Origin of the sequence: Variovorax sp. EL159, from assembly GCF_900100965.1 — a bacterium.
Classification (GTDB): domain Bacteria; phylum Pseudomonadota; class Gammaproteobacteria; order Burkholderiales; family Burkholderiaceae_C; genus Variovorax.
The window spans coordinates 667,664-690,481 of the sequence record NZ_FMUJ01000003.1 but is presented as its reverse complement, the minus strand read 5'-3'; the positions used below and the strand labels follow the sequence as shown (position 1 = coordinate 690,481).

Here is a 22,818-nt window from a genome sequence, read left to right as displayed (position 1 = left end):
TTGCGCCATCGACCAAGGGCCGGCGCGCCGCGGGCTACTTGAGCATGGCCGCGTACACCATGTCGCGCGTGAGGCTGCGGTAGTGCGTGCGGTACTTGGGTGACTGCAGCATGAGCACGACGAACATCTCGTTCTTCGGATCGACCCACATGTAGGTGCCGCCCGCGCCGCCCCAGTTGTATTCGCCGCCGGCGGCCGGGTAGGGCGCCTCGCCGTCGTTGCGGCGCACGGCAAAGCCCAGGCCGAAGCCGTAGCCGGGGCCCGGCAGGTAGAGCGGGCCGGGCACGATGCCGGCCCCGGCGTTGGAGTGGTCGGCCGTCATCAGCGCCAGGGTGCGCGGGCCGAGGTAGCGCTTGCCGTCGAGCGAGCCGCCGTTGAGCAGCATCTGCAGAAAGCGTGCGTAGTCGCCCGCCGTCGACACCAGCCCGCCGCCGCCCGATTCGAGCTTGCGCACCACGCGCGGGTCGTTGAAGTCGGCCCCCACGCCGAAGCTGCGGTCATTGGCCAGCGGCTCGGCGATGCGCGGCTGGCGTGCCGCCTCGGGCACGTAGTAGCTGGTGTCCTTCATGCCCAACGGATCGAGCAGGCGGCTTTTCTCGAATTGGTAGAGCGACTGGCCCGACACCACCTCGACCACGCGGCCGAGGATGTCGGTGGAGTGGCTGTATTCCCAGGTCGTGCCGGGCTGGTAGGCCAGCGGCAGCTTGGCCAGCCGTTGCGAGAACTCGGCGTTGGTCGGATCGTCCACGCCCAGGTTGGCCGCGTTGTAGGCCTGCTTGACGAGGCCCGGGCCGAAGAAGCCGTAGGTCAGGCCCGAGGTGTGGCGCATGAGGTCTTGCACGGTGATCGGGCGGCGCGCGGGCACGGTGTCGAGCACCGGCTTGCCGTCGGGCCCCGGCTTCTCGACGCCGACGGTCATGCGGGCGAACTCGGGGAGGTACGTGGCGATCGGGTCGTCGAGCTTCAGGCGGCCGTCTTCCACCAGCATCATCGCGGCGACGGTGGTGATGGGCTTGCTCATCGAGTAGATGCGGAAGATGCCGTCGCGCGGCATGGCCGTGCCGCTGGCGGGGTCGAGCTTGCCGACCGGCTCGAACCAGGCGACCTTGCCCTGGCGTGCCACCAGCAGCACCGCGCCGGGGATCTTGCCGGCCGCCACGTCGGCCTTGAGCACGTCGCTGAGCATCTGCAGGCGCGGGGTGGACAGGCCGACCTGCTCGGGCGTTGCCGTGGGCAGCGACTGCGCCGCGGCGAGCAGGGGAAGGGCCAGGCCGAGCACGGCGGCGCAGAGGCTGCGCTGGAAGAACTTCATGGTGTTGTCTCCGTCTTGTTGCGAATGGAAATTCGGCACGGCGGTCTTGGGTGCCGCCTGTTGCCCTGCGCGGGCGATCGGCGAGGCTATCCGCGGCAGAGCTTCAGGTTCGTGCGCGTGGCGCGGACCACGGGCAGGAAGATTTCCGCATCGGCGGGCGGATAGTTTTCCTTGATGCCGTCGTCGGTGCGGGCGGCGTCCTCGGCCAGCGGTTGCAGGGTCCTGAGGCAGGCCGCGCGGTCGTTGAGCTTGAACTGCGTCAGCGCGACGTCGTTGCGCATCCAGCCCTTGGTGATCCAGTCGAGGGTCTTGTCGCACTCCGAAAGCACGGGGGACAGGGTGGCCAGGGCGATGGCGTAGTCCTTCGCGTCGTACTGGCGCTTGAAGGACTTGCGGGAGTTCGCCACGGCCTTGTCGGTGCAGGCCGGGGTGGGGCGGGTGTAGGTGCCTTCGAAGCCGGCGCGCATGCCGCAGTTTTCGCGGCACTGGTCCGCACCGTTGGTGCTGACCTGGACCTTGTCAGCACTGGTCGCGAAGTTCACCACGCAGTTCGTGTCGCCGAGCTTGGCCTTGCCGCGCACGATGGTGCCGTCGAGTGCGCAGGTGTGGGCGTTGCTGCCGATGGTGGTGATGTCGAAGCGCCCGTCGGGCTTGACGCGCAACGCGCCGCTGCCGCCCTCGTAGATGTACTCGCCGGCCGGCGGTGTGGCGGTCTGTGCGAAAGCGAGGCCCGCGCAAAGCAGCAGGGCGAGGGGCAGGGCACTTTTCTTGAGCTTCATCGTGACGGGCTGGTCTGCGAGACGCATGGTGTATCTCCCAAAAAGGAGGCCGCGTGCAGTGTATCGAGCGTCGCCATCGGTACCGATGGTTTGGCTTGTTTGAACCATCGGAAGGTTGTATGTCTTGACATAGACAATGCGAATTACTATCATCTGGATGCCTGAGTACGCAGCACGTCGACAACGCAAAGGGCTCTTCAACCAAGGAGCTTTCGAACCGTGCCGTACACCCTCCCAGCCTTGCCCTATGCCTTCGATGCGCTCGAACCCCACATCGACGCGCAGACGATGGAAATCCATCACAGCAAGCACCACCAGGCCTATGTGAACAACCTCAATGCGGCCCTGAAGGACACGCCGCACGAGGGCTTGCCGGTCGAAGAGCTGATCGTCGGCGTCGAGAAGCTGCCCGAGGCGCTGCGCGCGCCGGTGCGCAACAACGGCGGCGGCCATGCCAACCACAGCCTGTTCTGGACCGTGATGGCGCCCGCTGGCCAGGGCGGGGGCGGCGTTCCCATGGGGGCGCTGGCCAAGGCCATCGACACCGACCTGGGTGGCTTCGACGCCTTCAAGGAAGCCTTCACCAAGGCCGCGCTCGCGCGCTTCGGCAGCGGCTGGGCATGGCTATCGGTTGCCAGGGGCGGCAAGCTCGCCGTCGAGAGCAGCGGCAACCAGGACAGCCCGCTGATGCAGGGCATCGGCTCCGGCAACACGCCGATCCTTGGGCTCGATGTGTGGGAGCACGCGTACTACCTCAAGTACCAGAACCGCCGTCCCGACTACATCGCGGCCTTCTACAACGTGGTGAACTGGACCGAAGTGGCGCGGCGCTACGCCGCAGCCACCGGCGGCTGAAGGGCAAACCCATGAACGACGAGACGCAGCAACAGCCGCAGGTTCTGGCCGTGCCGGCACGGCCAAGGGCAGCCGCCGCCCGTTCGGTGCGCGAGCGGATCGGGCTGGCCATCGTCGGCGCCGGCGTGCTGGTGCTCGTGTCGCAGTTCTGGCAGTTCGTGCGCGCCGATCCGATCGTCTGGAACGCCTTGCTCGGCGGTTCGGTGGCCGCGCTGGCCACCGCGCTCGGCACGCTGCCGGTGGTGTTCTCTCAGAAGCTGCCTGAGCGGTTGCAGGACACGCTGTTCGGTTTCGGCTCCGGCGTCATGCTGGCGGCCAGCGCCTTCTCGCTGATCATCCCCGGGCTCGAGGCGGCGAAGAACGTGGGCGTCTTCGGCGGTGGCCCGTGGGCCGCGGGCGGCACGATCGGCTCGGCCATCCTGCTGGGTGGCCTTGTGCTCATGGTGATGGACCGCGTGCTGCCGCACGAGCACTTCATCAAGGGGCGCGAGGGGCAGTCGGCCAGGCAGTTGCGCCGGACGTGGCTCTTCGTGTTCGCGATCGCGCTGCACAACGTGCCCGAGGGGCTGGCCATCGGCGTCGGCTACGCGGCCAACAACGGCTTGCGGGCCGATGCGCTCGCCACCGGCATCGCGATCCAGGACGTGCCCGAAGGGCTGGTCGTGGCGGTGGCGCTGCTGGCCGCCGGCTACAGCCGGATGTTCGCCGTGCTGATCGGCATGGCGTCAGGGCTGGTCGAGCCGCTGGGTGCCGTGCTGGGCGCGGCCGTGGTCGGCCATTCGGCGATGCTGCTGCCCTGGGGCCTGGGCTTTGCGGCGGGCGCGATGCTGTTCGTGATCAGCCACGAGATCATTCCCGAATCGCACCGCAAGGGGCACGAAGCCTTTGCCACCAGCGGGCTGATGATTGGCTTCGTGCTGATGATGCTGCTGGACACCGCGCTGGGGTAAGACGCTCCCTGTGCCTTTCGTGGGCCGCTGGCGTCGCCCCCGGCGAGGGGGTTGGCAAAGCGACACGAAGTGCGCGCAGCCTCGGGGAGAGCCAGTTGCTAGCCGTGCTTGACGGCAACCGTCTTCAGCGTAGTGAAGCCATACAGCGCCTCGAAGCCCTTCTCGCGGCCATAGCCTGAAGACTTCACGCCGCCGAAGGGCAGCTCGACGCCACCGCCCGCACCGTAGTTGTTGATGAACACCTGCCCGCTGCGCACGCGCTTGGCCATGCGGAACTGGCGTGATCCGTCGGCCGTCCACACGCCGGCCACGAGGCCGAACTGGGTGGCGTTGGCAAGGGCCACGGCCTCGTCTTCATCGGCGAACTGCATCGCTGCCAGCACCGGGCCGAACACTTCTTCTTGCGCCAGGCGGTGGTTCACGGGCACATCGCGCAGCAGCGTGGGGGCCTGGTAGAAGCCGGTTTCGGGCGCTTCCTCGACCACGATGCCCTGCGCCACCATCGGGATGCCGGCATGCTGCGCATCGCTCAGGAAGTCCCACACGCGCTGCTGCTGCGTCTGGCGGATCAGCGGGCCGACATCGAGGTCCATTGCAGCAGGACCGACGCGCAGGGCCTCGAAGGCGTGGCCGAGGCGTTCGAGCAGCGGCTCGTAGATGTCGCGCTGGATCAGCACGCGCGAGCCGGCCGAGCAGGTCTGGCCGGCGTTCTGCACGATGGCGTTGATGATCACGGGGATGGCCGCATCCAGGTCGGCATCGGCAAAGATGATCTGCGGGCTCTTGCCGCCCAGCTCCAGCGTGACGGGGCAATGCCGCTCGGCCGCCACCTGCTGGATAAGCGTGCCGATCTTCGGGCTGCCGGTGAAGCTGATGTGGTCGATGCCTTCGTGCCGCGCAAGCGCATCGCCCACTTCATGACCGTAGCCCGTCACGATGTTGAGCGCGCCCGCCGGAAAGCCGACCTCGGCCGCCAGCTGCGCCACGCGGATCAGCGAAAGGCAGGCGTCTTCGGCCGGCTTGACCACGCACACGTTGCCCGCCGCCAGCGCGCCGCCCACGCTGCGCCCGAAGATCTGCATCGGGTAGTTCCACGGAATGATGTGGCCGGTCACGCCGTGCGGCTCGCGCCAGGTGAAGACGCTGTAGCCATCCTGGTAGGGGATGGTCTCGCCGTGCAGCTTGTCGCAGGCACCGGCATAGAACTCGAAGTAGCGCACCAGCGCCACCGCATCGGCGCGCGCCTGCTTCACGGGCTTGCCGCAGTCGCGCTGCTCGATCAGCGCGAGCTCGTCGACATGCTCGGCGATCTTCTGCGAGAGCTTGAACAGCAGGCGGCCCCGGTCGGCGGCGCTGACCTTGTGCCAGACGCCCTCGAAGCAGTCGCGGGCGGCGCGCACGGCCGAGTCGATGTCGGCGGCGTTGCTGCGCTGGATTTCGTCGAAAGGCTGACCGTCGGAAGGGTCGATGACCGGCAGGGTGCGGCCGGAGGAGGACGGAACGTCCGCGTTGGCGATGTAGTTGAGCTGCATGGGACCCGATTTTGCGCGAAGCACGCCGAAACCGTGGCCGCCGGGCCGGCTGTCCTTACTTCGCCGCCGTGGCCTTCGGCAGCGCCCGCACTGCGTTCAGCATGCGCTCCACATGCTTGTCGGGGTTCAGGTTCTGGTAGTAGTAGGCGACCTTGCCATCCGGCGCGATCACGTACGACAGGCGGTTGGCAAAATCCGGCCGCGTCTGCATCAGTGCATCGAAGCCTTGGATCACGGCTTTCGATTCGTCCGACGCCACGGGAAAGCGGCTCTGGCAGGACTTGACCGAGAACTTCGCCAGGGTGCCGATGTCGTCCGCCGACACGCCGATCACGCTGGCGCCCAGTGCGGCGAACTGGTCGACGGCCTCGGCGAAGGCATGGGCCTCGATCGAGCAGTCGTTGGAGTCGGCCGCCGGAAAGAAGTACACCACCACCGGCCCCTTGGAGAGCGCATCGGCCAGCGAATAGCGGAAGGTCTTGCCGCCCAGTGCGGCGTTGGCGGTGAACCGGGGCACCGGGTCGCCGATGTCCAGCGCAGCCCAGGCGGGATGGGCGAGGGCTGCAAAAACCGTCATCAGGGCGATGCGCGAAAAGGTCGATCGGGCCATGATGTAACTCCGAAGCGGTGTGGGGCGAATTCTAGGCTCCGCACCGTCCGAAGGGGCATGTGAAACCGGCCCCGGGCGGCAGGCGTATTCAAGGCAACGGCTGGCAAAACAAGGCAACGGAAACATCCTCATGAACGCCTCGATGATTGTTCTTCTGCGCATGGCGCTGGCAGGCGCGCTGGTCGCGGCGCTCGGTGCCTGCGGCTCCTTGCCTCCGGCGCGCGAGCGGCCCGCCGAGCAGGCCGCGCCAGCCGACCCATCGACCCCGCTGGCGAAGATCGCCGCCGCCTCCACGCCGCCCGGCGAGCACTCGGGTTTTCGCCTGATGCCGCTGGGCGTGTATTCGCTGGACGCGCGCATCCAACTGGCGCAGCGCGCCCAGCGCTCCCTGGTGGTGCAGTACTACCAGCTTGAAAACGATGCCGTCGGCCGCCTGCTGCTGCGCACGCTGCGCGAGGCCGCGGCCCGGGGCGTCAAGGTGCGGGTGCTGGTGGACGACCTGTACACCGTCAAGAGCCAGCTGCTGCTGCTGGCGCTGTCCGAAACGCCCAACGTCGAGGTGCGGTTGTTCAACCCTTTCTGTTGCGGCCGTGACGGACTTCTCTCGCGCTTCGTGGCTTCGCCGTTCGAGATCAACCGGCTCAACCACCGCATGCACAACAAGCTCTTCATTGCCGACGGCGTGATGGCCGTGGTGGGCGGGCGCAACATCGCCGAAGAATATTTCGTGCTGAGCGAGGCCCAGAATTTCATCGACATGGACGCGCTGGTGGTCGGCAAGGTGGTGCCGCAGCTCGAATCGATCTTCGACGCCTACTGGAACAGCGTGCAGGTCTGGCCCATTGCCGACATCGTGACGGGCGAGGGCGGCCACAAGCCCGGCGCCGACGACTTCGACAGCTGGGTCGGCATGGCCGCGCCGCCGCCGAAGATCGTGCTGCCGCCGTCCGACATCCTGGGCTATGGCCCCATCGCCGAAGAGCTCGACGGCGGCCGCATGGGCCTGCTGTGGGGCGAGGCCCGCGCCATTGCCGACCCGCCCTCCAAGCCGGCGACCATGACGGCCGACGAGGCCATCGCCACCAGCGTGACGATGAAGGTGTGGGCCCTGCTGCTCGACGCTAAGACCGAGGTCGACATGACCTCGCCCTACCTCGTGCCGGGCGAGCGCGGCATGGCGGCTTTCGAGGATCTGTCCCGGCGCAAGATCAAGGTCACGCTGCTGACCAACTCGCTGGCCGCCAACGACGAGCCGCTGGTGCACACCGGTTATGCGCGCTACCGCGAGCGGCTGCTGCAGGGCGGCGCCGACCTGTACGAGCTGAGCCCGCAGCGCACCAGTGCGGGCGAGCGCTTCGGCATGTTCGGCAAGTCGCTCGGCCGGCTGCATGCAAAGACCGCCGCCATCGACAAGGAGCGCATCTTCATCGGCTCGATGAACCTCGATCCGCGCTCGGCCAGCCAGAACACAGAGATGGGGCTGGTGGTCGACAGCCCGCAACTGGCGCGCGAGATGCTGCGCGTCATCAACATCAGCAAGCTGCAGAACTCGTACCGGCTGCGGCTGGCCAAGGACACCGGCACGCTGCAATGGCTCACCAACGACGGCGAGAAAGAGGTGATCCTGACCGCCGAACCCGAGTCGGGTTTCTTCAAGCGCTTCTACAACATGCTCATCGCGCCGATCGTTCCCGAGATGCTGTTGTAGCCTTGGGGGATGGCACAGACTTTTACATCGTTGTCCGTCCTGCAGGTCATGCTGTGGGGCGTGCTTTTTTTCGGGGGCATCTACTTCGGTTTCGGCGGCATCTTCTGGCTGCTGACGAAGCGGGTGCTGCCGGCGCTCGGCATCGGGCGTGCGCTCGATCCGCGCCCGTTGCAGCCGGGGCAATTGCGGCGCGAAATAGGGCAGTCGAGTATCTCGGTGCTGATCTTCGGGCTCGGCATGGTGTTTCCGTGGGGCTTGCTGCAGCTGGGCTGGGCTCGGCTCGACGCCGATGCGGGCGGGTGGCAGATCGCGATTGAAGTCCTCATGCTGGCAGTCTGGAACGACGTGCATTTCTGGATCAACCACCGCCTGCTGCACACGCGATTGCTGCGGCGCTTTCATGGGCCGCATCACCGCTCGTTCGTGACCACGCCGTGGTCCACGTACAGCTTTCATCCCCTCGAGGCGCTGATGTTGGGCAACGTGATCCTGCTGCCGATGGTGGTGCACGACTTCAGCTTCTGGGCGCTCGCGGCGGTGCCGGTGTTCAGCCTGTTCTTCAATTGCGTCGGGCACTCGAACTACGATTTCTTCAGGCGGGTGTCGTACAACCACTGGTTTGCCGCGAGCCGCCGTCATCATCTGCACCATGCCGTTCACAACGGCAACTATGGCTTCCAGTTCACCTTCATGGACCGGCTGTTCCGCACCCGCATCGCGGCCGATGCCGCTGAGCCGCTTTTCCAGGCCTTCCGCGACAAGCAACTGCAAAGGCAACAGCAGCAACCCCAACCAGAGCAGCATGGCGCGACCGCCTGACGTGCGCCGCCGCTTGCCACGCCTGAGACACTGGCGCGACTGGCAGAGCCTGGCCTACCTCGTGGCGCTGCCCGCGCTTGCGGCGTGGCAGTGGGTGCATGGCTTCAACGTGCTGCTCTACGCGCTGATGCTGTTCCTCACGCTCGGCATCGGCGTGATCCACCACAACCACGTGCACCTGCGCATGTGGCGCGGGCGGCGCATGAACCGGCTGACCGACTTCTGGATCACGCTGCTGCAGGGGCACCCGACCTTCGTGTTCTGGCCCGCGCACGTGGCCAACCACCATCGCTACCGGCACGGTCCGAAGGACGTGGCGCGCACCTACCGTTTCGGTGGCGACACGAACCATCTGTGGGGCTACCTGCTGCACCCGTTCCAGGCGGTGTGGGTGCTGATGCCTGTGTTCTTCGACTGGCTCGCGAGGCTGCGCAAGCACCAGCCGGGCGCCTGGCGTTATTGCATGGCGCAGTACGCGCTGTGGCTGGCGAGCTGGGCCGTGCTGCTGGCGCTCGACTGGCGCAAGGCGCTGCTGTTCGTGATCGTGCCGCAGCTGCATGGCCTGCACTGGCTGCTGGCGACCAACTACCTGCAGCACGCGCACGCCGACGGCCGCAAGACGCCGCGCAAGGAGAAAGAGGCGCTGGGCGATACCCACGGGAGCGGACTGAACTACGCGCGCAATTTCGAGGGGCTGGTCAACCCCTTGCTGTTCAACATCGGCCTGCACACCGCACATCACGAGAACCCGCATGCCCATTGGTCCGAGCTCACGCACCTGCATCACACGCGCTACCGCGCGCGGGTCGCGCCCGTGCTCAACGAGGGCGGGCTGGTGCCGTACATGCTGCGGGTGTTCGTGCTGGGGGCCGTGTGGCCGCGCTTTCGCAGCCGCTCGCTGATGCCTCCCGATTCTTCAATCCACTGATCCCATGCCTGTTCCATTTCAACGCGTCTACCTTGAAAGCGCCGGCTACTTCATGCCGGGCGAACCCATTCCCAACGAGCGCATGGATGCGTACATCGCACCGCTCAACCGCATGTCGGAGCGCATCAAGCGGCGCATCCTGGTGGAGAACGGCATCCTCACCCGGCACTACGCCATCGACGCCGAAGGCGTGACGCAGCACACCAATGCGCAACTGGCCGCCGGTGCGATCCGCGACTGCCTGCGGCGCGGCGGGGCCGAGCTGTCGCGCGTGTCGCTGCTGGCCAGCGGGTCGTCGGGCGGCGATGCGCTGATGCCCGGCTTTGCCAACATGATCCAGGGCGAGCTTGCGGCGCAGCCGATGGAAACGCATTCGGTGCACGGCATCTGCGCCGCGGGCGTTTCGGCGATCCAGACGGCCGCGCAGGGCATCGAGCTGGGCGCACACCGCACGGCGATGGCAGTGGCGAGCGAGATGCCGTCGCGGCTTTTCAAGCGCTCGCGCTTTGCGGCACGCGGCTACGAGACCGACTTCGACTCGCACTTCCTGCGCTGGATGCTGTCCGATGGCGCGGGTGCCTTGCTGCTGTCCGACGGTTCGCCGGCACTGGCCGGGGTGCCGGGGCTGCGCCTGCGGCTGAAGTGGGTGCACCAGCGCGCCTTTTCGGGCGACTACCCGGTCTGCATGCAGCTCGGCCTGACCGAAGACCGCGCGCGCGGCCACCTCGACTTCGGCTCCTGGGCCGAGGCGGAAGCCGCCGGTGCGCTGTCGCTGCGGCAAGACATCCGCCTGCTGCCGCACCTGTTCGACGTCGGCATCCACGAATACGCAGGGCTGGTGCGCGACGGCTGGGTCGATCCGAAGCGGGTCGATCACTTCCTGTGCCACTACTCGTCGGAAAGATTCATTCCGGTGGTCGAGGACCTGATGGCAAAGGCCGATCTGTCGATTCCGCGCGAACGCTGGTGGAGCAACCTGGCGTGGCGCGGCAACACGGGCGCGGCGTCGATCCTTGTGATGCTGGCCGAATTCCTGCACACCAAGACGCTGAAGCCCGGCGAGCAGATCTTCTGCTACGTGCCCGAGTCGGGCCGTTTCATGGCGGCGTACATGCTGCTCGAAGTCGAGGCGGTCGATGCAGCGCCGGCCGCCGTTGCGCCCCGTGCAACGGTACCGGCGGTGCCCGACGACGACCTCGTCATCGCGCCCCCGCACGATCCGGCCGCCGCGCCCGAAGGCCTCGGTGCCTTGCTGACGGAGCTGGCCTCGATCTGGCACGACTACCGCTCGCGCGTCTGGCGCACGTCGCTGATCCGCCAGATCCGCGAGCGCCGCTTCGCCTTGCCTGACTACCTGAACTGGATGGAGCAGTGGGTGCCGCAGGTGCGCGAAGGCAGCAAGTGGATGCGTGAGGGCGCGGCCTCGCTGAGCGAGCCCTACCAGATGCTTGCGTCGCTGATCGACGTGCACGCAGGCGAGGAGCAGAACGACTTCAACATCCTGTTCGACGACTACAAGAAGGCCGGTGGTACGGTCAGGCAGATCGACGAGCTGCGCCGCAACCCCGGTGGCGAGGCGCTCAATGCCTACCTGCACGGGCTGGCCGCCACGCGCGACCCGATCGGCCTGCTGGGCGCCATCTACATCATCGAGGGCACGGGCCAGCGCATCGTGCCGGCGCTGTTGCCGCTCATCAAGGCCGGCCTGAAGCTGCCGCCCGATGCCTTCCGCTTTCTCGAGTACCACGGCCACAACGACGAGAACCACCTGAACCGTTGGCTCGCCGCGGTCGAGATGGTCATGGCCGTGGAAGGGCAGGCGCGCGCGGCCCGCCAGATCATCGACACGGCGCGCCATACGGCCGCGCTGTATCTGATGCAGTTCCAGCACATCACGGAGCGAATGACCCATGAGCCGAACGCCTGAATTCCTGACCCAGGCACACGACGAGCGCGACCCCAGCCCGTGGCTGGCGCTTTACCTCGACCAGAGCACGCCGCTGCCGGACAACGTCAAGTCGGCGTGGCTGGCCGATTCGAGCTCGGGGTCGCGGCAGTACCTGTTGCCCTTTTTGCGGCCGTTGGCGCGGCTGACGATCATCCTGATCCAGATCGTCAAGGTGTTCGTGCCGCGCAACTGGTCGCACTCGAAGCTGCTGCACCGCTTCCTGGCCTGGGGGCTGACGCGCTTCGTGTCGCCCGAGGCCAACTGGCTGATCCTGCGGCACTTTCACCTGGGCTCGCAGGTGCTGGCCTTCATCGGCCGCAATTCGCCGGCGCCCGTGGCCACGAACCCGCTGGAGCCGGCCGACATCGACGCGCTGAAGGACGAGATGTTCCTCAAGCACGACCTGAATCTCTTCAATTTCGTGATCCGCCTGAACACGGCGCTGCGCGAGAAGGGGCTGGCGCTGTGCAAGGCCGAAAAGGTCGATTTCTCGATGATCAAGGAGCCGGGGCTGCGGCTGGAAGACATGCCGAACGGCAGGCTGAACTTTCTCGACCTGCAAAGCGCGATCGAGCTTTTCACGCCGCTCTACCAGCTGATGCTGACCGACAACGATTTCTGGCGTGCGGCCAACTCCTTGCAACTGGACGAAACCATCGGCATCTACACGGCGACCCTGCTGAACGCGCCCGAGCACCTGATCCTGGTCAACAACAAGCACCCGCTGGTGCCGTTGTCGACCCTGCGCGCGGGGCACCGGCTGGTGATCCACGGGTTGTCGACCGAGATGCTCCACAGCCTGCTCCAGCGGATGCAGGCGGCGCAGAAAGCGGGGGAAGCCGAGACATCCCTGTACGAGCAGCCACTTGCATAGGCGTATGCTGCCCCCAGATGCAAACCATGAACACGACCCGAAATCCGTCGCCCAAGACCGATCTGGCAGTGACCCACGTGCTGGCTCAACTGCTGGAAAAGCTCGAGCACAGCCCCGTGCCCGTCGGCGCCGAGCAGTACCGCTCGGTGGTCGAGCACCTTGTCCACGAGTTCGAGGATGTCGAACAGGGCGCCGACCTCGGCCGGCTGCTCGATGCCTATCCGGCCGCCTCCGAGGTCTACGAAAATCTCAACTATCAACACGCCGGGCTGTGCCGCTCGGCGCTGGACGTTTCCCTTGCGGCTGAGGCCAGCGCCAGGGAAGCCATTGCACGCGCGATGCGCCGTGCCGAACCGAACAACAAGGACAAGACGCATGGCGAAGGGTGAAGTGAAGACGGCAGTGGTGGCGGACGGCCTGCGCTACAAGACCAAGACGCCGGGCTCGCCGTTCCGCGCCTCGGCATCGTTCAGCGGCGCGACCATGTCCTGCTTCATGTGCGGCAAGCACCGCGTTCGCTCGCAGTTGCGTACGCGCCAGGTGCTCGGAAAATCCCAGACCGTTTGCGCGCCTTCGTGCAAGGCGCTCGACGAGGCATTGGCGGCGGAATAAAACAGCGTCTCCCCGCTACCACGGTGGGGAGACGTTTTGGCGACATTTCCGCGCGAGCTTGTCGCTGATTGGCTTCCACATCGGGCCCAATCGATATACAGTTGGAAACAAATGATGCATCGATTTGCATTTATTCAAAAGTTCTAATCTGTAGTCGATTTCCAATGAATTTGCAGCAAAGCCATTGGCGCTCCGCACCGGGCGCGGATTTCAACGCTCGCAAAGGGGTTCAGCCATGAGCAAGCCGCGCCATGTGGTCATGCAGGTGGTCAAGCGCTCGTCCGGCAGCGCCACGCACCACGTCGAATTCCTGATGGACGACAACTTCGCCGAGCGACTGCGCCAGCTGCGTTCGCTCGTTCCGCCCCTGGGCAGCCTCAACAAGCAGCGCGACCTCGTGATCGACAAGGTCCGGGTGCGCCTGCCCAACGCCATCTGGCGCTCGGGCAACGAGATCGACGTGGATGGCGGCGTGGACGGCTCCTGCATCGTCATCGCCGCCGAAGGCTCGTTCAACTGCGGCGGCAAGGACCGCAAGACGCGCGAGAAGCTTGTGACGTACAACTTCTCGATCGCGCGCCTGATCGAGCTCCACGGCGAGCGCCCCGAAGGCGAAACCCTCTACATCCGCGACGGCGTGTTCGCCAACGACGAACCGGCCGAATCGCCGGCCGGCCGCTGGGTGACGTCGATGCACGAACTCGAAGTGGTGATGCGCGTGCCCGACGCCCCGTCGGACTTCGACACGCTGCACGACCTCACGCTGCGCCCCGAGCACCAGCAGGCTGGCAGCGGCGGCCCGCACCGCGCCACCTTTTACTGATTCATCGAGCGGCGGCCGCCTCGGGCGCCGCGCCCACGGGCGTGTATTGCGCGCGGTTGTCCACCAGCCAGCGCGTCGACAGGCTGCTGTCCTGCTGTGCCGGATGGAAATCCGCGCGCAGGTAGCTGCGCCAGCCGCTCAGGTTGCCGCGCAACAGGCCATCGCGGCTTAGCAGGATGCGCGCGGCGCTCTTCCAGGTCGACCATTTCCACAACTGCTTTTCGTGGCGCAGGTTGTCGATGGTCTGGTGCATCAGGTCGCCGAGGAACATCATCGTCACGCGGCGGAACCAGCGCTTGCGCCAGGCCTCGGAGCCGTCCGCGGCCTTGTAGATGTCGAAGGCGACGCTCTTGTGCTCCAGCTCCTCGGCGCTGTGCCACAGCCACATGGTGCGCAGGCGCGGCTCGGCGCCGTCGAGTATCCCGGGGTGGGCCAGCAGCCATTCGGCAAACATCGCGGTGAAGTGCTCGGTGGCCGCGGTAACCGCCAGCGCGTGGCGCGGATCGGCGCCTTCCATCAAGGTCATGCGCTTGCCGGCGCGCGCGGTCCAGCCGTCCACCAGGCCCTGGCTTTCGAGGTGGGCGTTGAACAGCGAATGGATGCGGCGGTGCGTGGCCTCCTGGCCGATGAAGCCGCGCACGTCGGCGCGGTACTTTTCCTGGACCTCGGGGGGCAGGGTGGCCACCGCGTCGCGCACGGCATCGATGAAAAACTGCTCTCCGAACGGGAAGCTCATCGACAGCGCGTTGAAGAAAGCGGTCGAGAATGCATCGCCGCCGCACCAGTCGCGGGCAAATGGCGATTGCAGATCGATCAGAAGGCGGCGAACAACGAGTTCAGTCATGAAAACAATCCTCGAAAAAGCACGGGAAGCGTGGGATGGGCGATTGGTACAACTGCGTACCGAATGCCGCCATGGTGCAATCGCAGGCTGGTACTGTCAAGTACCGAGACGTAGGAAAATGTGCCATTCATGAGCGCAACCATCGAAAAGACAGCCGTTGCCAAGCCTGCCGAAGGCCCGGTCAACGAACACTACGCCCGGCTGCTCCAGGGCATGGCGCATGCCGTGGCGGCCAAGGGCTACGCCGAAACCACCATTGCCGACATCGTGCGCGAGGCCGCCGTCTCGCGCCGCACTTTCTACGAGCATTTCAGCACCAAGACCGAGTGCCTGATCGCGCTCTACGAAACCGCGAGCCGGCTGGCGCTGCAGGCGGTGAGCGAGGCGTTCGATCCGGTGCAGCCCTGGCATGCGCAGGTCGAGCAGGCAATGACCGCGTACTTCGACTACCTTGCGCAAGACCCGGTGCTGCTGCGCACGCTCTTCGTCGAGATCCTGGGGCTGGGCATGCCGGGCCTTGTGGTGCGGCGCCGGGTGAACGACGAGATCGCCAACTTCATCCAGATCGCGATCAACAGCAGCGGTGGCGCGGAAGACCCCGCGGTGCACCTGACGAACGAGATGGCGATGACGGTGGTCGGCGGCATCAATGAACTGGTGCTGCAGTCGATCGAGCAGGACCGCGCGGGCGATCTGCGTGAACTGGTCGGCCCGGCCACGCGGCTGGTGCGCGCGGTGGCCGCCGAGAGCCAGCGCTAGAGACGTTTCTTGTCGGCGGCGCGCGGCGTGGCGGCGAGCCACAGCGTCAGCAGCCCCGCAAACGTCAGCGACAGCAGCACGCCCAAGTAGGGCAGCACGTCATGCAGCGGCGCGCCCATCTGGTTGAGGCGCAAGGAAGCCTGAATGCCCGAGGTACTCGGGAAAATCCAGCGCAACCCCTGCAGCGGCCCGGGCAGGGCTTCGACCGGCCATGAGAAGCCCGAGAGAAAAGCCATCGGCAATGCAGTGAACAGCAGCACCTGCAAGGCCCGCTCCCGATCGCGGAACCAGCAGCCCAGCAGCAGGCCCAGCGTGCAGATCGCGGGCACGTAGAACACCAGCAGCACCAGCGCCCCCCACGGATTGCCGCCGCGCGGGTAGTCCTGCAGGAAGAACACCCAGCCGAAATAGAAAAGGCCGCTGAGAACCCCGAACACCGACAGCGCGCCCAGGCGCCCCAGCCACGCACTCGTGGACGCACGCAGCCGCCCGGCCTCGGCCCAGGTGCCGGCCAGCATTGCGGCACCCATCAGCAGCGTCTGTTGCAGGATCAGCAGCGCCACCGCCGGCACCACGTAGCTGCCGTAGCCTTCGGTCGGGTTGAACAGCGCCACGAGCTGCGTGCTGAGCGGGCTGCGGCTGCGTGCCGCCTGAATGGCGCTCTGGCCGCCGGCCTGCAGCTTGCGAATCTCGACACCCGCCGAGACCGTGCCGACCGCCTCCGAAAAACCGTACAGCACCGCTTTGTTGAGCAGCGCATAGGCGCCGTTGCCCTCGATCGTGACCACCGCCGACGTGCCGCGCAGCACGTTGCGCTTGAGATCGGCCGGCAGCAGCGCATAGCCCTCGATATCGCCGCGCCAGAGCGCCTGCTGCGCCTCGCGCACATCGGCCGTGACCATCCGCACGTCGAGGCGCGGGTTGGCCATGGCAAAGCGCGCGATCTGCCGCGACAGCCCGCTGTGATCCTGATCGACCACCGCCACCGGCACGCGCGTCACCGCTTGCGTGCCGTAGGGCCACGGGTAGAAGAAGCCGTAGATGATGGGCGCGAGCAGCATGATCAGCAGCACGCCCTTGTCGCGCAGCACCGCCAGCGCGGTATCGCGCCAGGCGGCGCCCAGGCGGGTGCGGCTCGCATCGTTCGTCATCAGCGGCCACCCCAGGTGTCGGGCGCTCCGGCGGCGCGCACCAGCGCACAAGCCGACACAGCAAGCAGCACCGCCGTGCCCAGCACCATCCAGAGTGGCGTGGCCGCCGAATAGGCCAGCGGCGCGCCCATCTGCAACTGCTCCATCTGCACGCGGATGTAGTGCGTGTAGGGCAGCAGGGTGGCCCAGGCCTGTGCAAAGAAAGGCATCGCGACCAGCGGAAAGCCCACGCCACCGAACGCGAAGGCCGGCGCGGTGATGAAGCCGGTGGCCGACAGCGCAGTGCGCAGCGACCGCGTGAGGCTGGCGGCAAAGGCACCCAGCGCGATCGACAACGCAAGGAACACCACGAGCGCAAACAGCGTCCACCCCACGGAGCCGACCGGATGCCATCCGCGCCCGGCCGTGATCCACAGCATGGCCGCGATCCCCACCGTGGAAAGGCTGGCGAACGGCAGCGCCAGCTTGCCCGCCAGCGCAGCCAGCGCCTCGTGCCAGCGCGGCGAGGTGCCGAGCCACTGCGCGATGCTGCGGTCGCGCAGCTCGCGGCCCACGGCCCAGGCGCCGGCCGTCATCGCCAGGATGTGCAGCAGCGCCGGAATGAGCGCCGCGCCAAGAAACTGTTCGTAGTCGGTCGAGGTGTTGAACAGCGCCACCATGCTCGCCTTGATCGGCTCCATGCTCACGCGCGCCGATGTCATCGATTCGCCACGCTTGTTGCGCACCGTGAGTTCGACGCCGGCCGACACGGTGCCGACGGCGGTGCGCACGTCGCGCTGGATCAGGCTCGAATGCGTGCCCAGTTGCGCGTTGTGCAGCAGCAGCACCTGGCCGACGCGGCCCTGCTTGACGTCGCGGCTCAGGTCACGCGGCAGCTGCACCGCCGCATCGACCGCACCGCTGGTGAGCGCGCGCGACATCGCGCCTTCGTCGTCGAACTGTTGCACCACGCGCAGGCCGGGCGTGGCATCGAGAAAGCGCACCAGCTGGCGCGAGAGGGCCGAGTGGTCCTGGTCGAGCACGCCGATCGGCAGGCGCTCGGGCAGGCCGGCCGAGAAGATCCACCAGATCAGCCACACCGCGAGCAACGGCACCCACGAGATCATGGCCAGATCCCAGGGGCGGGTGCGCAGCAGCGAGAACTCGCGCCGGGCACTGGCTGCGGAAAAGCCTCGGAGGCTCATCGGAGGGCGCCGTGCGGGCTCAGTCGACCAGCACGCTCATGCCGGGGCGCGCGCCTTCGATGGGCTTGAGCGGCCGCGCGCGAACCTCGAAGGTGCGCACGTCGAAGCCGGCACCGCCGCGCGTTGCGCGCCAGGTCGCGAAGTCGGGCATGACGGCGCTGTAGTAGACCTTGAAGCGGGCCTCGCGCTTGTTGCCGCCGCTGGCCAGCGCGGGCAGGCGGGCATCGAACTCGTTGCCGAGCGCGAAGCGGGCGAGCCGGTCTTCGCGCACGTTGAGCACCACCCACTGATCGCTCAGGTCGACCACCGTGACCACCGCCACGCCCTGCGGCGACAGCTCACCGACCTTGGCCAGCACCTTGGCCACTTCGCCACCCACGGGGCTGCGCAATTCGGTCTCGGCCTTGGCGGCTTCGGCCTCGGCCACCACGCCCGCGACCTGGCGCGCCTGTGCGCTGGCCGCCGCCTTGTCTTCGGGGCGGGCGCCGCTTCGTGCCATGTCGTACTGCGCCTTGGCTGCGATGGCGGCATCGCGCGAGGCTTTCCAGTTGGCTTCGGCCTCGTCGCGTTTCTGGTCGGCCACCAGGCCTTCGCGGGCCAGTCCGTCGACACGGCGGAAAGATGTTTGCGCCAGTTGGGCCGCGGTTTCGGCGCGCTGCCACTGCATGCGTGCCATCTCGACTTCTTGCGGGCGAGCGCCGTTCTGCGCCTTCTCGGCCACGGCCTGCGCGGCCTGTTCGGCGGCGGTGGCTTGTGCGAGCTTGGCTCGCACTTCGGGGCTGTCCATGCGCACCAGCACCGCGCCGGCCGGGATGCGGTCGCCTTCCTTCACCAGCACTTCGGCGATGCGCGCCGTCACCTTGCCGGCCACGTCGGTCTCGCGCGCTTCCATCTGGCCCTGGAACACCTCGGGCGCGGGCTGCGACGCGCGCCAGAAGCCCCAGATGAGCAGCGCCAGCACCAGCAGGGCAGCAAGGATCGCGATCAGTTTTCGGGTCTTGGCACTCATCATCAATTCACCCTCACGTCGGCGCGCGCGATGTAGTCGGAAAACTTGTCGGAAAGGCCCGCGCTTTCGAGCAGTTGCGCGAGCGCCTGCACGTAGTCGTTGGCGGCTTGCGCACGCTCGGTCAGCACCTTGGCTTGATTGGTTTCGGCGTCGATCAGGTCGAGCGTGGTGCTCGTGCCTTCGCGCAGGCCTGAGGTGCGCAGCTTGACGACTTCCTGCGCCAGCTCGACCGAGGCCTTCATTTCCAGGTATTGGCGCCGCGCGTTTTCAAGCGCGCGCCAGTTACGCTCGACCAGCAGCGAGATGTCGCTGCGCGCCTGCGCGTCGGTGCGTTCCGCCTGCTCGACCTTCTTCATCGAGGAGGCCGAGAGCGCGTCGCGGTCCACGGAGTCATAGAGCGTCCAGCGCACGCCCAGGCCGGCCACCCAGTCGGCATTGCCGCCCTTGATCTGTCGTGTGCCGAAGGCAATGACCTGCGGGCGCCGCAAGGCTTCTTCGCCTTCGTGCAGCTGCTCGGCCTGCGACTTCTTGGCCGCGACCTTGTCCAGCCCCGGGTGGCGCGTGAGCGCCGAATCGATGAAGTAGCCGAGCGGTTCGATGGGTGTGCTGATGAGGAAGAGGGGCGTTTGCGGTGCCACGCTGCCGTCGGCGCGCACGGTGCGCGCGAGCGCCACGGCGGCCAGTGCCGCGTCGTCTTCGGCCTTGCGCGCGTTGCGCCGGGCTTCTTCGTAAGCCGCGCTGGCCTGCAGGCGCTCCACGCGCGAGATCACGCCGGCCGCGAGCATCTTTTGCGCGGCCGAGTCGTGCTGGGCGATGGTGCGCTCGGCCTGCGCACGCAGCGCGGCCGCGCGCCGGGCGAGCTGGGCACCGAAGTAGCGCTGCACCAGCAGCGTGTCGACCTCGTGGCCGGCCTGGTCGGCATCGGCCTGCGCTTCGCGCGTCTGCGCTGACACGAAGCCGCGCACCGCGTCGGTCGCGCCGCCGACGTAGATCGGCCAGACCGCCGAGACCGAGGCGTTGGAGCCGGTGTCGTGCCGGTTGATCGTGTAGCTGTTGGGCAGCTGCGGAATCGGCATCTGCGAGATGAGGCCCTGGATGGGCGACGGCAACGCCTGGCCAAGCTGCCCGAGCCTCTGGTTGAGCGGATCGAGGTCGAGGTTCAGGTTGGCGTTGTACGCATAGGCCAGACCCGAGACGCTGACGGACGGGCCGCCCAGGCCCTTGAGGCCCTGGCTCTGCAGCTCCTTGGATTCGACTGCCGCGTGCGCGGCGGCCAGCTTGTCGGAGCGCTCGATCATGCGGGCGCGGGCCGCGTCGAAGCTCAGCGCCAGCGTGTCGCCGCGGGTTTGCGCGAAGGCGGTGCCGCCGGCCAGGGCCGGCAACAGCAGCAAGGTGTGGAGGAGGGCGTGGCGGGGGCTTGTCATCGGGTTCAGGCGGCCTTGCGCAGCAGGGCGTCGAGCTCCTGCTGCAGGATCACGGGGAACGCGGCCTGCACCGCGCCGGTGGCCAGCGGCCGCGCCTTTTCGAGCAGTTGCGCGGTGCGTTCGGCATCGATCGCATCGCCCGCCAGCAGGCTGTCGGCCAGCGTGCGCAGCCAATGGCGCGCGGTGGTGCGCAGCGTGCAGGCCATGGTTTCCTGCATGCCGATCACTTCTTCGAGCGGCAGGCCCAGCGCAGCCAACTGCTCGGCGATCTGGCCGAGCGCGGGGCTCAGCATCTGCACCTGGCCGTCGGGCAGTTCGCGCATCAGGCCGGCCTTGGCTGCGCGCACGAGCAGGGCCGGCGTCATCTGGCCTTTCCATTTGGCGGCGAGCGCCTTGGCCGACACCACGACGGGCGTTTCCGAGGCAAAGAGGCTGCCCGACACAGAGCGCGCGACGGCAACCAGGTCGCCCCAGGCCGAGGCCGGGGCGCGCCCGAAGATACGGCGGATCGCCTCGATGCCGAAGCCCTGGTCGCGCAGCTCGCGAATCAGCGCCAGCCGCTGCGCGTGGTCGTCGCCGTACAGCCCGAGGCGGCCCCGCAGCCTGGGCGATGGCAGCAGCCCCGCCGTGGTGTAGGCGCGGATGTTGCGCACCGTGACGCCCGTGCGCGCTGCCAGGGCTTCGATGGAGAGCTCCTGGGTGGCGTCGACGTCGGTGTCGGCGGTGGGCGTGGCGGGTGCAGTCATTCGACAAATTCTATGTGACATCGAAAGTGTTGCATTCGCCGGACGCCTTCAGACCTGGATCGTGGGCTTGTAGTCCGACAGCAGCACCTCCTTCCATTTGCCGAAGATCGCCATCAGTCCGACCGCCACCGCGCCCGACAGCACCACCACGCCGCAGGCATGCGCCCAGCCGTCGTCGAAGGCGCCGAACATCACGGCGCGGAAGGCCTGCACCACCCAGCTGAAGGGCAGCCAGCTATGGACGGTGCGAAAGAACCCCGCCGACAGTTCCACCGGCAACACGCCGCCGCCGGCGGACAACTGCAGCGTGAGCAGCAGCACGGTCAGGATGCGGCCGAAATCGCCGAAGACATGCAGGATCGCGAACAGCACCACGAGAAACACCAGCGAGGCCAGTGCCATCGTGAGCGCAAGCGCCGCCACCCGCGGCGCCTGCACCTCCAGCACGCCGAGCAGCGTGGCCAGCACCAGCGCCACCTGCAGCAGCACGATGAGCGCCGGCACGGTGATCTTGCCCAGGGCCTTGGCGAGCTTCGGATAGTGGGTGTGGTCCACCAGCACGATGCGGATGTTGAACAGGTAGCCGGCCATCACGGCGCCGATCCACAGCGCAACCGACACCATGTTCGGCACGAAGGCGCTGCCGTTGTTGGCCACCGGCGCCACCACCTCGACCTTGGGCTCGACCGAATCGGCCAGCCCCGAGGCGCTGCCCTGGATGCGGGTGATGGACGCGGGCAGGGCGGCTTCGATGGTGCGCACGCCGGTCAGCAGTCGCTGCGCGCCCTGCGCCAGTTGTGCGCCGCCCTGGATGAATTCGTCGAGCTTGCGGTCTTCGGGCAACTTGCCCGCCATGGTGCGGATGCCGGCGGACAGCGCGCCCATGCCGTCGGTGAGCTTGCCGACACCGCCCTCGAGGGCCGAAGCGCCGGTGGCCAGCTTCTGGTTGCCTTCTTCCGCCTTGCCGAGTGCGGCTTGGGCCTGCCCGAGGCCACCGTGCAGCTTGTCCGCGCCGGCAGCGAGTTCTCCGGCGCCCTTGGCGAGGCGGTCGCCGACGAAAGGGATGTCGGCCGTTTCTTTCTGCATCCGCCGCGCGCCGTCGCCCAACTGGCCGGCGCCGCCATTGAGCAGTTCGAGCCCGTCGCCGATCTGCGCGAGGCCACTGCCCAGCTCATGCTGGCCGGCTGTGAGTTGCTGCGCGCCGCTCTTGAGCGCACGCAGGTCCGCGTCGGCCGGCAGTTTCGACTGGATGGTCCGGATGCCGCCGTTGACCTGCTTGAACCCGCCGCCGACCTGCTGCGCCGCGGCGCTGTACTGGGCCGCCCCGTTGGCGAGTGTCTGGCTGCCGTCGCGCAGCTCCAGCAACGCCTGCTTGAGCTTGTCGAGCCGCGCTTGCGAGCCGGAGGCCGCGTTCAGCACCAGGCCCCAGCGCTGCTCGTTGAGCATTTCGTTGACCTGGTGGCCCAGCTCGCCTGCGAAGCGGCGGGCCAGTCCGGCCGAGCTGTAGTTGTTGCCTTCGGAGGTGTAGACCACCAGTTGCCCGGCGCCGCGCTGGGTGCCCGGCACCGCGTTGGCACTGAAGTCGCCGGGGATGAACAGCGCAAAGGCCAGCGTGCCGCGCCGCACCTCGGCGCGCGCGGCCTCGGCATCGGTCATCACCCGAAAGCCGAACGCGCGCTTGGTAAGCAAAGTGCGCGTCAGCTCGTCGCCGACGTTGACCGAGTGCGCCATGTAGGTGACGCCGCGGTCCTCGTTCACGATGGCCGCGGGCAGGTCGGCCGTGTGGCCGGCCGGGTCCCAGACGCTCGTGAGATAGATCAGCGCATAGATCGCCGGCACCACGCCAACGGCCACCACGGCCAGCAGGATGCGCGGAAAGCGCCGCACGATCGCCAGTTCGGCCAGGGCGATGGTCAGCGTGCCGGCAATCAGTGCGCGGAGGTATCGCATG

The 22,818-nt window shown here is 67.5% G+C and carries 22 protein-coding genes; 11 read left to right on the top strand and 11 right to left on the bottom strand.

Going from position 1 to position 22,818, the window contains the following annotated elements:
- Positions 1 to 34: 34 nt before the first annotated feature.
- Positions 35 to 1,312, bottom strand: coding sequence for a serine hydrolase domain-containing protein (locus BLQ28_RS15300; protein WP_093240772.1), 1,278 nt, complete (start codon positions 1,310 to 1,312; stop codon positions 35 to 37).
- 86 nt (positions 1,313 to 1,398) lie between these two features.
- A complete protein-coding gene (locus BLQ28_RS15295) occupies positions 1,399 to 2,118 on the bottom strand; it encodes a hypothetical protein (protein WP_256327305.1) in 720 nt (239 codons plus the stop codon).
- Positions 2,119 to 2,310: 192 nt separating this feature from the next.
- Here BLQ28_RS15295 and BLQ28_RS15290 point away from each other — a divergent pair, with 192 nt between their 5' ends.
- A complete protein-coding gene (locus tag BLQ28_RS15290; protein WP_093240768.1) occupies positions 2,311 to 2,946 on the top strand; it encodes a superoxide dismutase in 636 nt (211 codons plus the stop codon).
- Positions 2,947 to 2,957: 11 nt separating this feature from the next.
- Positions 2,958 to 3,896, top strand: coding sequence for a ZIP family metal transporter (locus tag BLQ28_RS15285; RefSeq protein ID WP_256327304.1), 939 nt, complete (start codon positions 2,958 to 2,960; stop codon positions 3,894 to 3,896).
- Positions 3,897 to 3,994: 98 nt separating this feature from the next.
- On the opposite strand, the gene BLQ28_RS15280 is transcribed toward BLQ28_RS15285, so the two are convergent.
- Both BLQ28_RS15280 and BLQ28_RS15275 read right to left on the bottom strand, forming a co-directional pair.
- Entirely contained in the window at positions 3,995 to 5,428 is a 1,434-nt protein-coding gene (locus BLQ28_RS15280) for an aldehyde dehydrogenase family protein (RefSeq protein WP_093240765.1), read from the bottom strand.
- Between the two features lie 55 nt (positions 5,429 to 5,483).
- Complete coding sequence (locus tag BLQ28_RS15275; RefSeq protein WP_093240764.1) at positions 5,484 to 6,038, bottom strand: peroxiredoxin; 555 nt, start codon at positions 6,036 to 6,038, stop codon at positions 5,484 to 5,486.
- A gap of 130 nt (positions 6,039 to 6,168) precedes the next feature.
- On the opposite strand from BLQ28_RS15275, the gene BLQ28_RS15270 reads away from it, so the two are divergent.
- The 8 genes from BLQ28_RS15270 (at position 6,169) to BLQ28_RS15235 (ending at position 13,750) form a co-directional block, all read left to right on the top strand.
- Positions 6,169 to 7,746, top strand: a complete 1,578-nt coding sequence (locus tag BLQ28_RS15270; RefSeq protein ID WP_093240761.1) for a phospholipase D family protein — start codon at positions 6,169 to 6,171, stop codon at positions 7,744 to 7,746.
- A gap of 9 nt (positions 7,747 to 7,755) precedes the next feature.
- The gene (locus BLQ28_RS15265; protein ID WP_093240759.1) at positions 7,756 to 8,565 is read left to right on the top strand and encodes a sterol desaturase family protein; all 810 of its coding nucleotides are present in this window, start codon (positions 7,756 to 7,758) and stop codon (positions 8,563 to 8,565) included.
- Entirely contained in the window at positions 8,549 to 9,493 is a 945-nt protein-coding gene (locus BLQ28_RS15260) for a fatty acid desaturase family protein (RefSeq protein WP_093240757.1), read from the top strand. Before BLQ28_RS15265 ends, BLQ28_RS15260 begins: the two co-directional genes overlap by 17 nt.
- 4 nt (positions 9,494 to 9,497) lie before the next feature.
- Positions 9,498 to 11,420 (top strand): StlD/DarB family beta-ketosynthase, encoded by a 1,923-nt coding sequence (locus tag BLQ28_RS15255; protein ID WP_093240755.1) that lies wholly within the window; start codon positions 9,498 to 9,500, stop codon positions 11,418 to 11,420.
- On the top strand, positions 11,404 to 12,315 hold the full coding sequence (locus tag BLQ28_RS15250) for a DUF6999 family protein (RefSeq protein ID WP_093240753.1): 912 nt from the start codon (positions 11,404 to 11,406) through the stop codon (positions 12,313 to 12,315). Before BLQ28_RS15255 ends, BLQ28_RS15250 begins: the two co-directional genes overlap by 17 nt.
- Positions 12,316 to 12,332: 17 nt before the next feature.
- Positions 12,333 to 12,704, top strand: a complete 372-nt coding sequence (locus BLQ28_RS15245) for a hypothetical protein (protein WP_093240751.1) — start codon at positions 12,333 to 12,335, stop codon at positions 12,702 to 12,704.
- Positions 12,691 to 12,927: a hypothetical protein gene (locus tag BLQ28_RS15240; protein WP_093240749.1), complete on the top strand. Its 237-nt coding sequence runs from the start codon at positions 12,691 to 12,693 to the stop codon at positions 12,925 to 12,927. Before BLQ28_RS15245 ends, BLQ28_RS15240 begins: the two co-directional genes overlap by 14 nt.
- Positions 12,928 to 13,162: 235 nt before the next feature.
- Entirely contained in the window at positions 13,163 to 13,750 is a 588-nt protein-coding gene (locus BLQ28_RS15235; protein WP_093240747.1) for a hypothetical protein, read from the top strand.
- A gap of 1 nt (position 13,751) precedes the next feature.
- On the opposite strand, the gene BLQ28_RS15230 is transcribed toward BLQ28_RS15235, so the two are convergent.
- A complete protein-coding gene (locus BLQ28_RS15230; RefSeq protein ID WP_093240746.1) occupies positions 13,752 to 14,594 on the bottom strand; it encodes a metal-dependent hydrolase in 843 nt (280 codons plus the stop codon).
- A gap of 129 nt (positions 14,595 to 14,723) precedes the next feature.
- Here BLQ28_RS15230 and BLQ28_RS15225 point away from each other — a divergent pair, with 129 nt between their 5' ends.
- Positions 14,724 to 15,353 carry a TetR/AcrR family transcriptional regulator gene (locus tag BLQ28_RS15225; RefSeq protein WP_093240743.1) on the top strand — a complete coding sequence of 210 codons (630 nt, stop codon included), beginning with the start codon at positions 14,724 to 14,726 and terminating at the stop codon, positions 15,351 to 15,353.
- On the opposite strand, the gene BLQ28_RS15220 is transcribed toward BLQ28_RS15225, so the two are convergent.
- Genes BLQ28_RS15220 through BLQ28_RS15195 form a run of 6 tightly spaced genes read right to left on the bottom strand, consistent with a single transcriptional unit; the run spans position 15,350 to position 22,817 of the window.
- Positions 15,350 to 16,504 carry an ABC transporter permease gene (locus BLQ28_RS15220; protein ID WP_093240740.1) on the bottom strand — a complete coding sequence of 385 codons (1,155 nt, stop codon included), beginning with the start codon at positions 16,502 to 16,504 and terminating at the stop codon, positions 15,350 to 15,352. The two genes, BLQ28_RS15225 and BLQ28_RS15220, sit on opposite strands and share 4 nt — an antisense overlap.
- Entirely contained in the window at positions 16,504 to 17,688 is a 1,185-nt protein-coding gene (locus BLQ28_RS15215) for an ABC transporter permease (RefSeq protein ID WP_093240738.1), read from the bottom strand. Before BLQ28_RS15215 ends, BLQ28_RS15220 begins: the two co-directional genes overlap by 1 nt.
- 19 nt (positions 17,689 to 17,707) lie before the next feature.
- A complete protein-coding gene (locus tag BLQ28_RS15210; protein WP_093240735.1) occupies positions 17,708 to 18,700 on the bottom strand; it encodes an HlyD family secretion protein in 993 nt (330 codons plus the stop codon).
- Entirely contained in the window at positions 18,700 to 20,121 is a 1,422-nt protein-coding gene (locus BLQ28_RS15205) for a TolC family protein (protein WP_256327303.1), read from the bottom strand. The genes BLQ28_RS15210 and BLQ28_RS15205 overlap by 1 nt, the downstream gene beginning before the upstream one ends.
- A gap of 5 nt (positions 20,122 to 20,126) precedes the next feature.
- Entirely contained in the window at positions 20,127 to 20,867 is a 741-nt protein-coding gene (locus BLQ28_RS15200; RefSeq protein WP_176801126.1) for a MerR family transcriptional regulator, read from the bottom strand.
- Positions 20,868 to 20,915: 48 nt separating this feature from the next.
- Complete coding sequence (locus tag BLQ28_RS15195; protein ID WP_093240731.1) at positions 20,916 to 22,817, bottom strand: YhgE/Pip domain-containing protein; 1,902 nt, start codon at positions 22,815 to 22,817, stop codon at positions 20,916 to 20,918.
- Position 22,818: the final 1 nt, after the last annotated feature.

Bases quoted from the DNA above. Each gene is read 5' to 3' on its own strand.
- BLQ28_RS15300 (WP_093240772.1), bottom strand. From the start codon at position 1,312: ATGAAGTTCTTCCAGCGCAGCCTCTGCGCCGCCGTGCTCGGCCTGGCC.
- BLQ28_RS15295 (WP_256327305.1), bottom strand. From the start codon at position 2,118: ATGCGTCTCGCAGACCAGCCCGTCACGATGAAGCTCAAGAAAAGTGCC.
- BLQ28_RS15285 (WP_256327304.1), top strand. From the start codon at position 2,958: ATGAACGACGAGACGCAGCAACAGCCGCAGGTTCTGGCCGTGCCGGCA.
- BLQ28_RS15280 (WP_093240765.1), bottom strand. From the start codon at position 5,428: ATGCAGCTCAACTACATCGCCAACGCGGACGTTCCGTCCTCCTCCGGC.
- BLQ28_RS15275 (WP_093240764.1), bottom strand. From the start codon at position 6,038: ATGGCCCGATCGACCTTTTCGCGCATCGCCCTGATGACGGTTTTTGCA.
- BLQ28_RS15270 (WP_093240761.1), top strand. From the start codon at position 6,169: ATGAACGCCTCGATGATTGTTCTTCTGCGCATGGCGCTGGCAGGCGCG.
- BLQ28_RS15265 (WP_093240759.1), top strand. From the start codon at position 7,756: ATGGCACAGACTTTTACATCGTTGTCCGTCCTGCAGGTCATGCTGTGG.
- BLQ28_RS15260 (WP_093240757.1), top strand. From the start codon at position 8,549: ATGGCGCGACCGCCTGACGTGCGCCGCCGCTTGCCACGCCTGAGACAC.
- BLQ28_RS15255 (WP_093240755.1), top strand. From the start codon at position 9,498: ATGCCTGTTCCATTTCAACGCGTCTACCTTGAAAGCGCCGGCTACTTC.
- BLQ28_RS15250 (WP_093240753.1), top strand. From the start codon at position 11,404: ATGAGCCGAACGCCTGAATTCCTGACCCAGGCACACGACGAGCGCGAC.
- BLQ28_RS15245 (WP_093240751.1), top strand. From the start codon at position 12,333: ATGCAAACCATGAACACGACCCGAAATCCGTCGCCCAAGACCGATCTG.
- BLQ28_RS15240 (WP_093240749.1), top strand. From the start codon at position 12,691: ATGGCGAAGGGTGAAGTGAAGACGGCAGTGGTGGCGGACGGCCTGCGC.
- BLQ28_RS15235 (WP_093240747.1), top strand. From the start codon at position 13,163: ATGAGCAAGCCGCGCCATGTGGTCATGCAGGTGGTCAAGCGCTCGTCC.
- BLQ28_RS15230 (WP_093240746.1), bottom strand. From the start codon at position 14,594: ATGACTGAACTCGTTGTTCGCCGCCTTCTGATCGATCTGCAATCGCCA.
- BLQ28_RS15225 (WP_093240743.1), top strand. From the start codon at position 14,724: ATGAGCGCAACCATCGAAAAGACAGCCGTTGCCAAGCCTGCCGAAGGC.
- BLQ28_RS15220 (WP_093240740.1), bottom strand. From the start codon at position 16,504: ATGACGAACGATGCGAGCCGCACCCGCCTGGGCGCCGCCTGGCGCGAT.
- BLQ28_RS15215 (WP_093240738.1), bottom strand. From the start codon at position 17,688: ATGAGCCTCCGAGGCTTTTCCGCAGCCAGTGCCCGGCGCGAGTTCTCG.
- BLQ28_RS15210 (WP_093240735.1), bottom strand. From the start codon at position 18,700: ATGATGAGTGCCAAGACCCGAAAACTGATCGCGATCCTTGCTGCCCTG.
- BLQ28_RS15205 (WP_256327303.1), bottom strand. From the start codon at position 20,121: ATGACAAGCCCCCGCCACGCCCTCCTCCACACCTTGCTGCTGTTGCCG.
- BLQ28_RS15200 (WP_176801126.1), bottom strand. From the start codon at position 20,867: ATGACTGCACCCGCCACGCCCACCGCCGACACCGACGTCGACGCCACC.
- BLQ28_RS15195 (WP_093240731.1), bottom strand. From the start codon at position 22,817: ATGCGATACCTCCGCGCACTGATTGCCGGCACGCTGACCATCGCCCTG.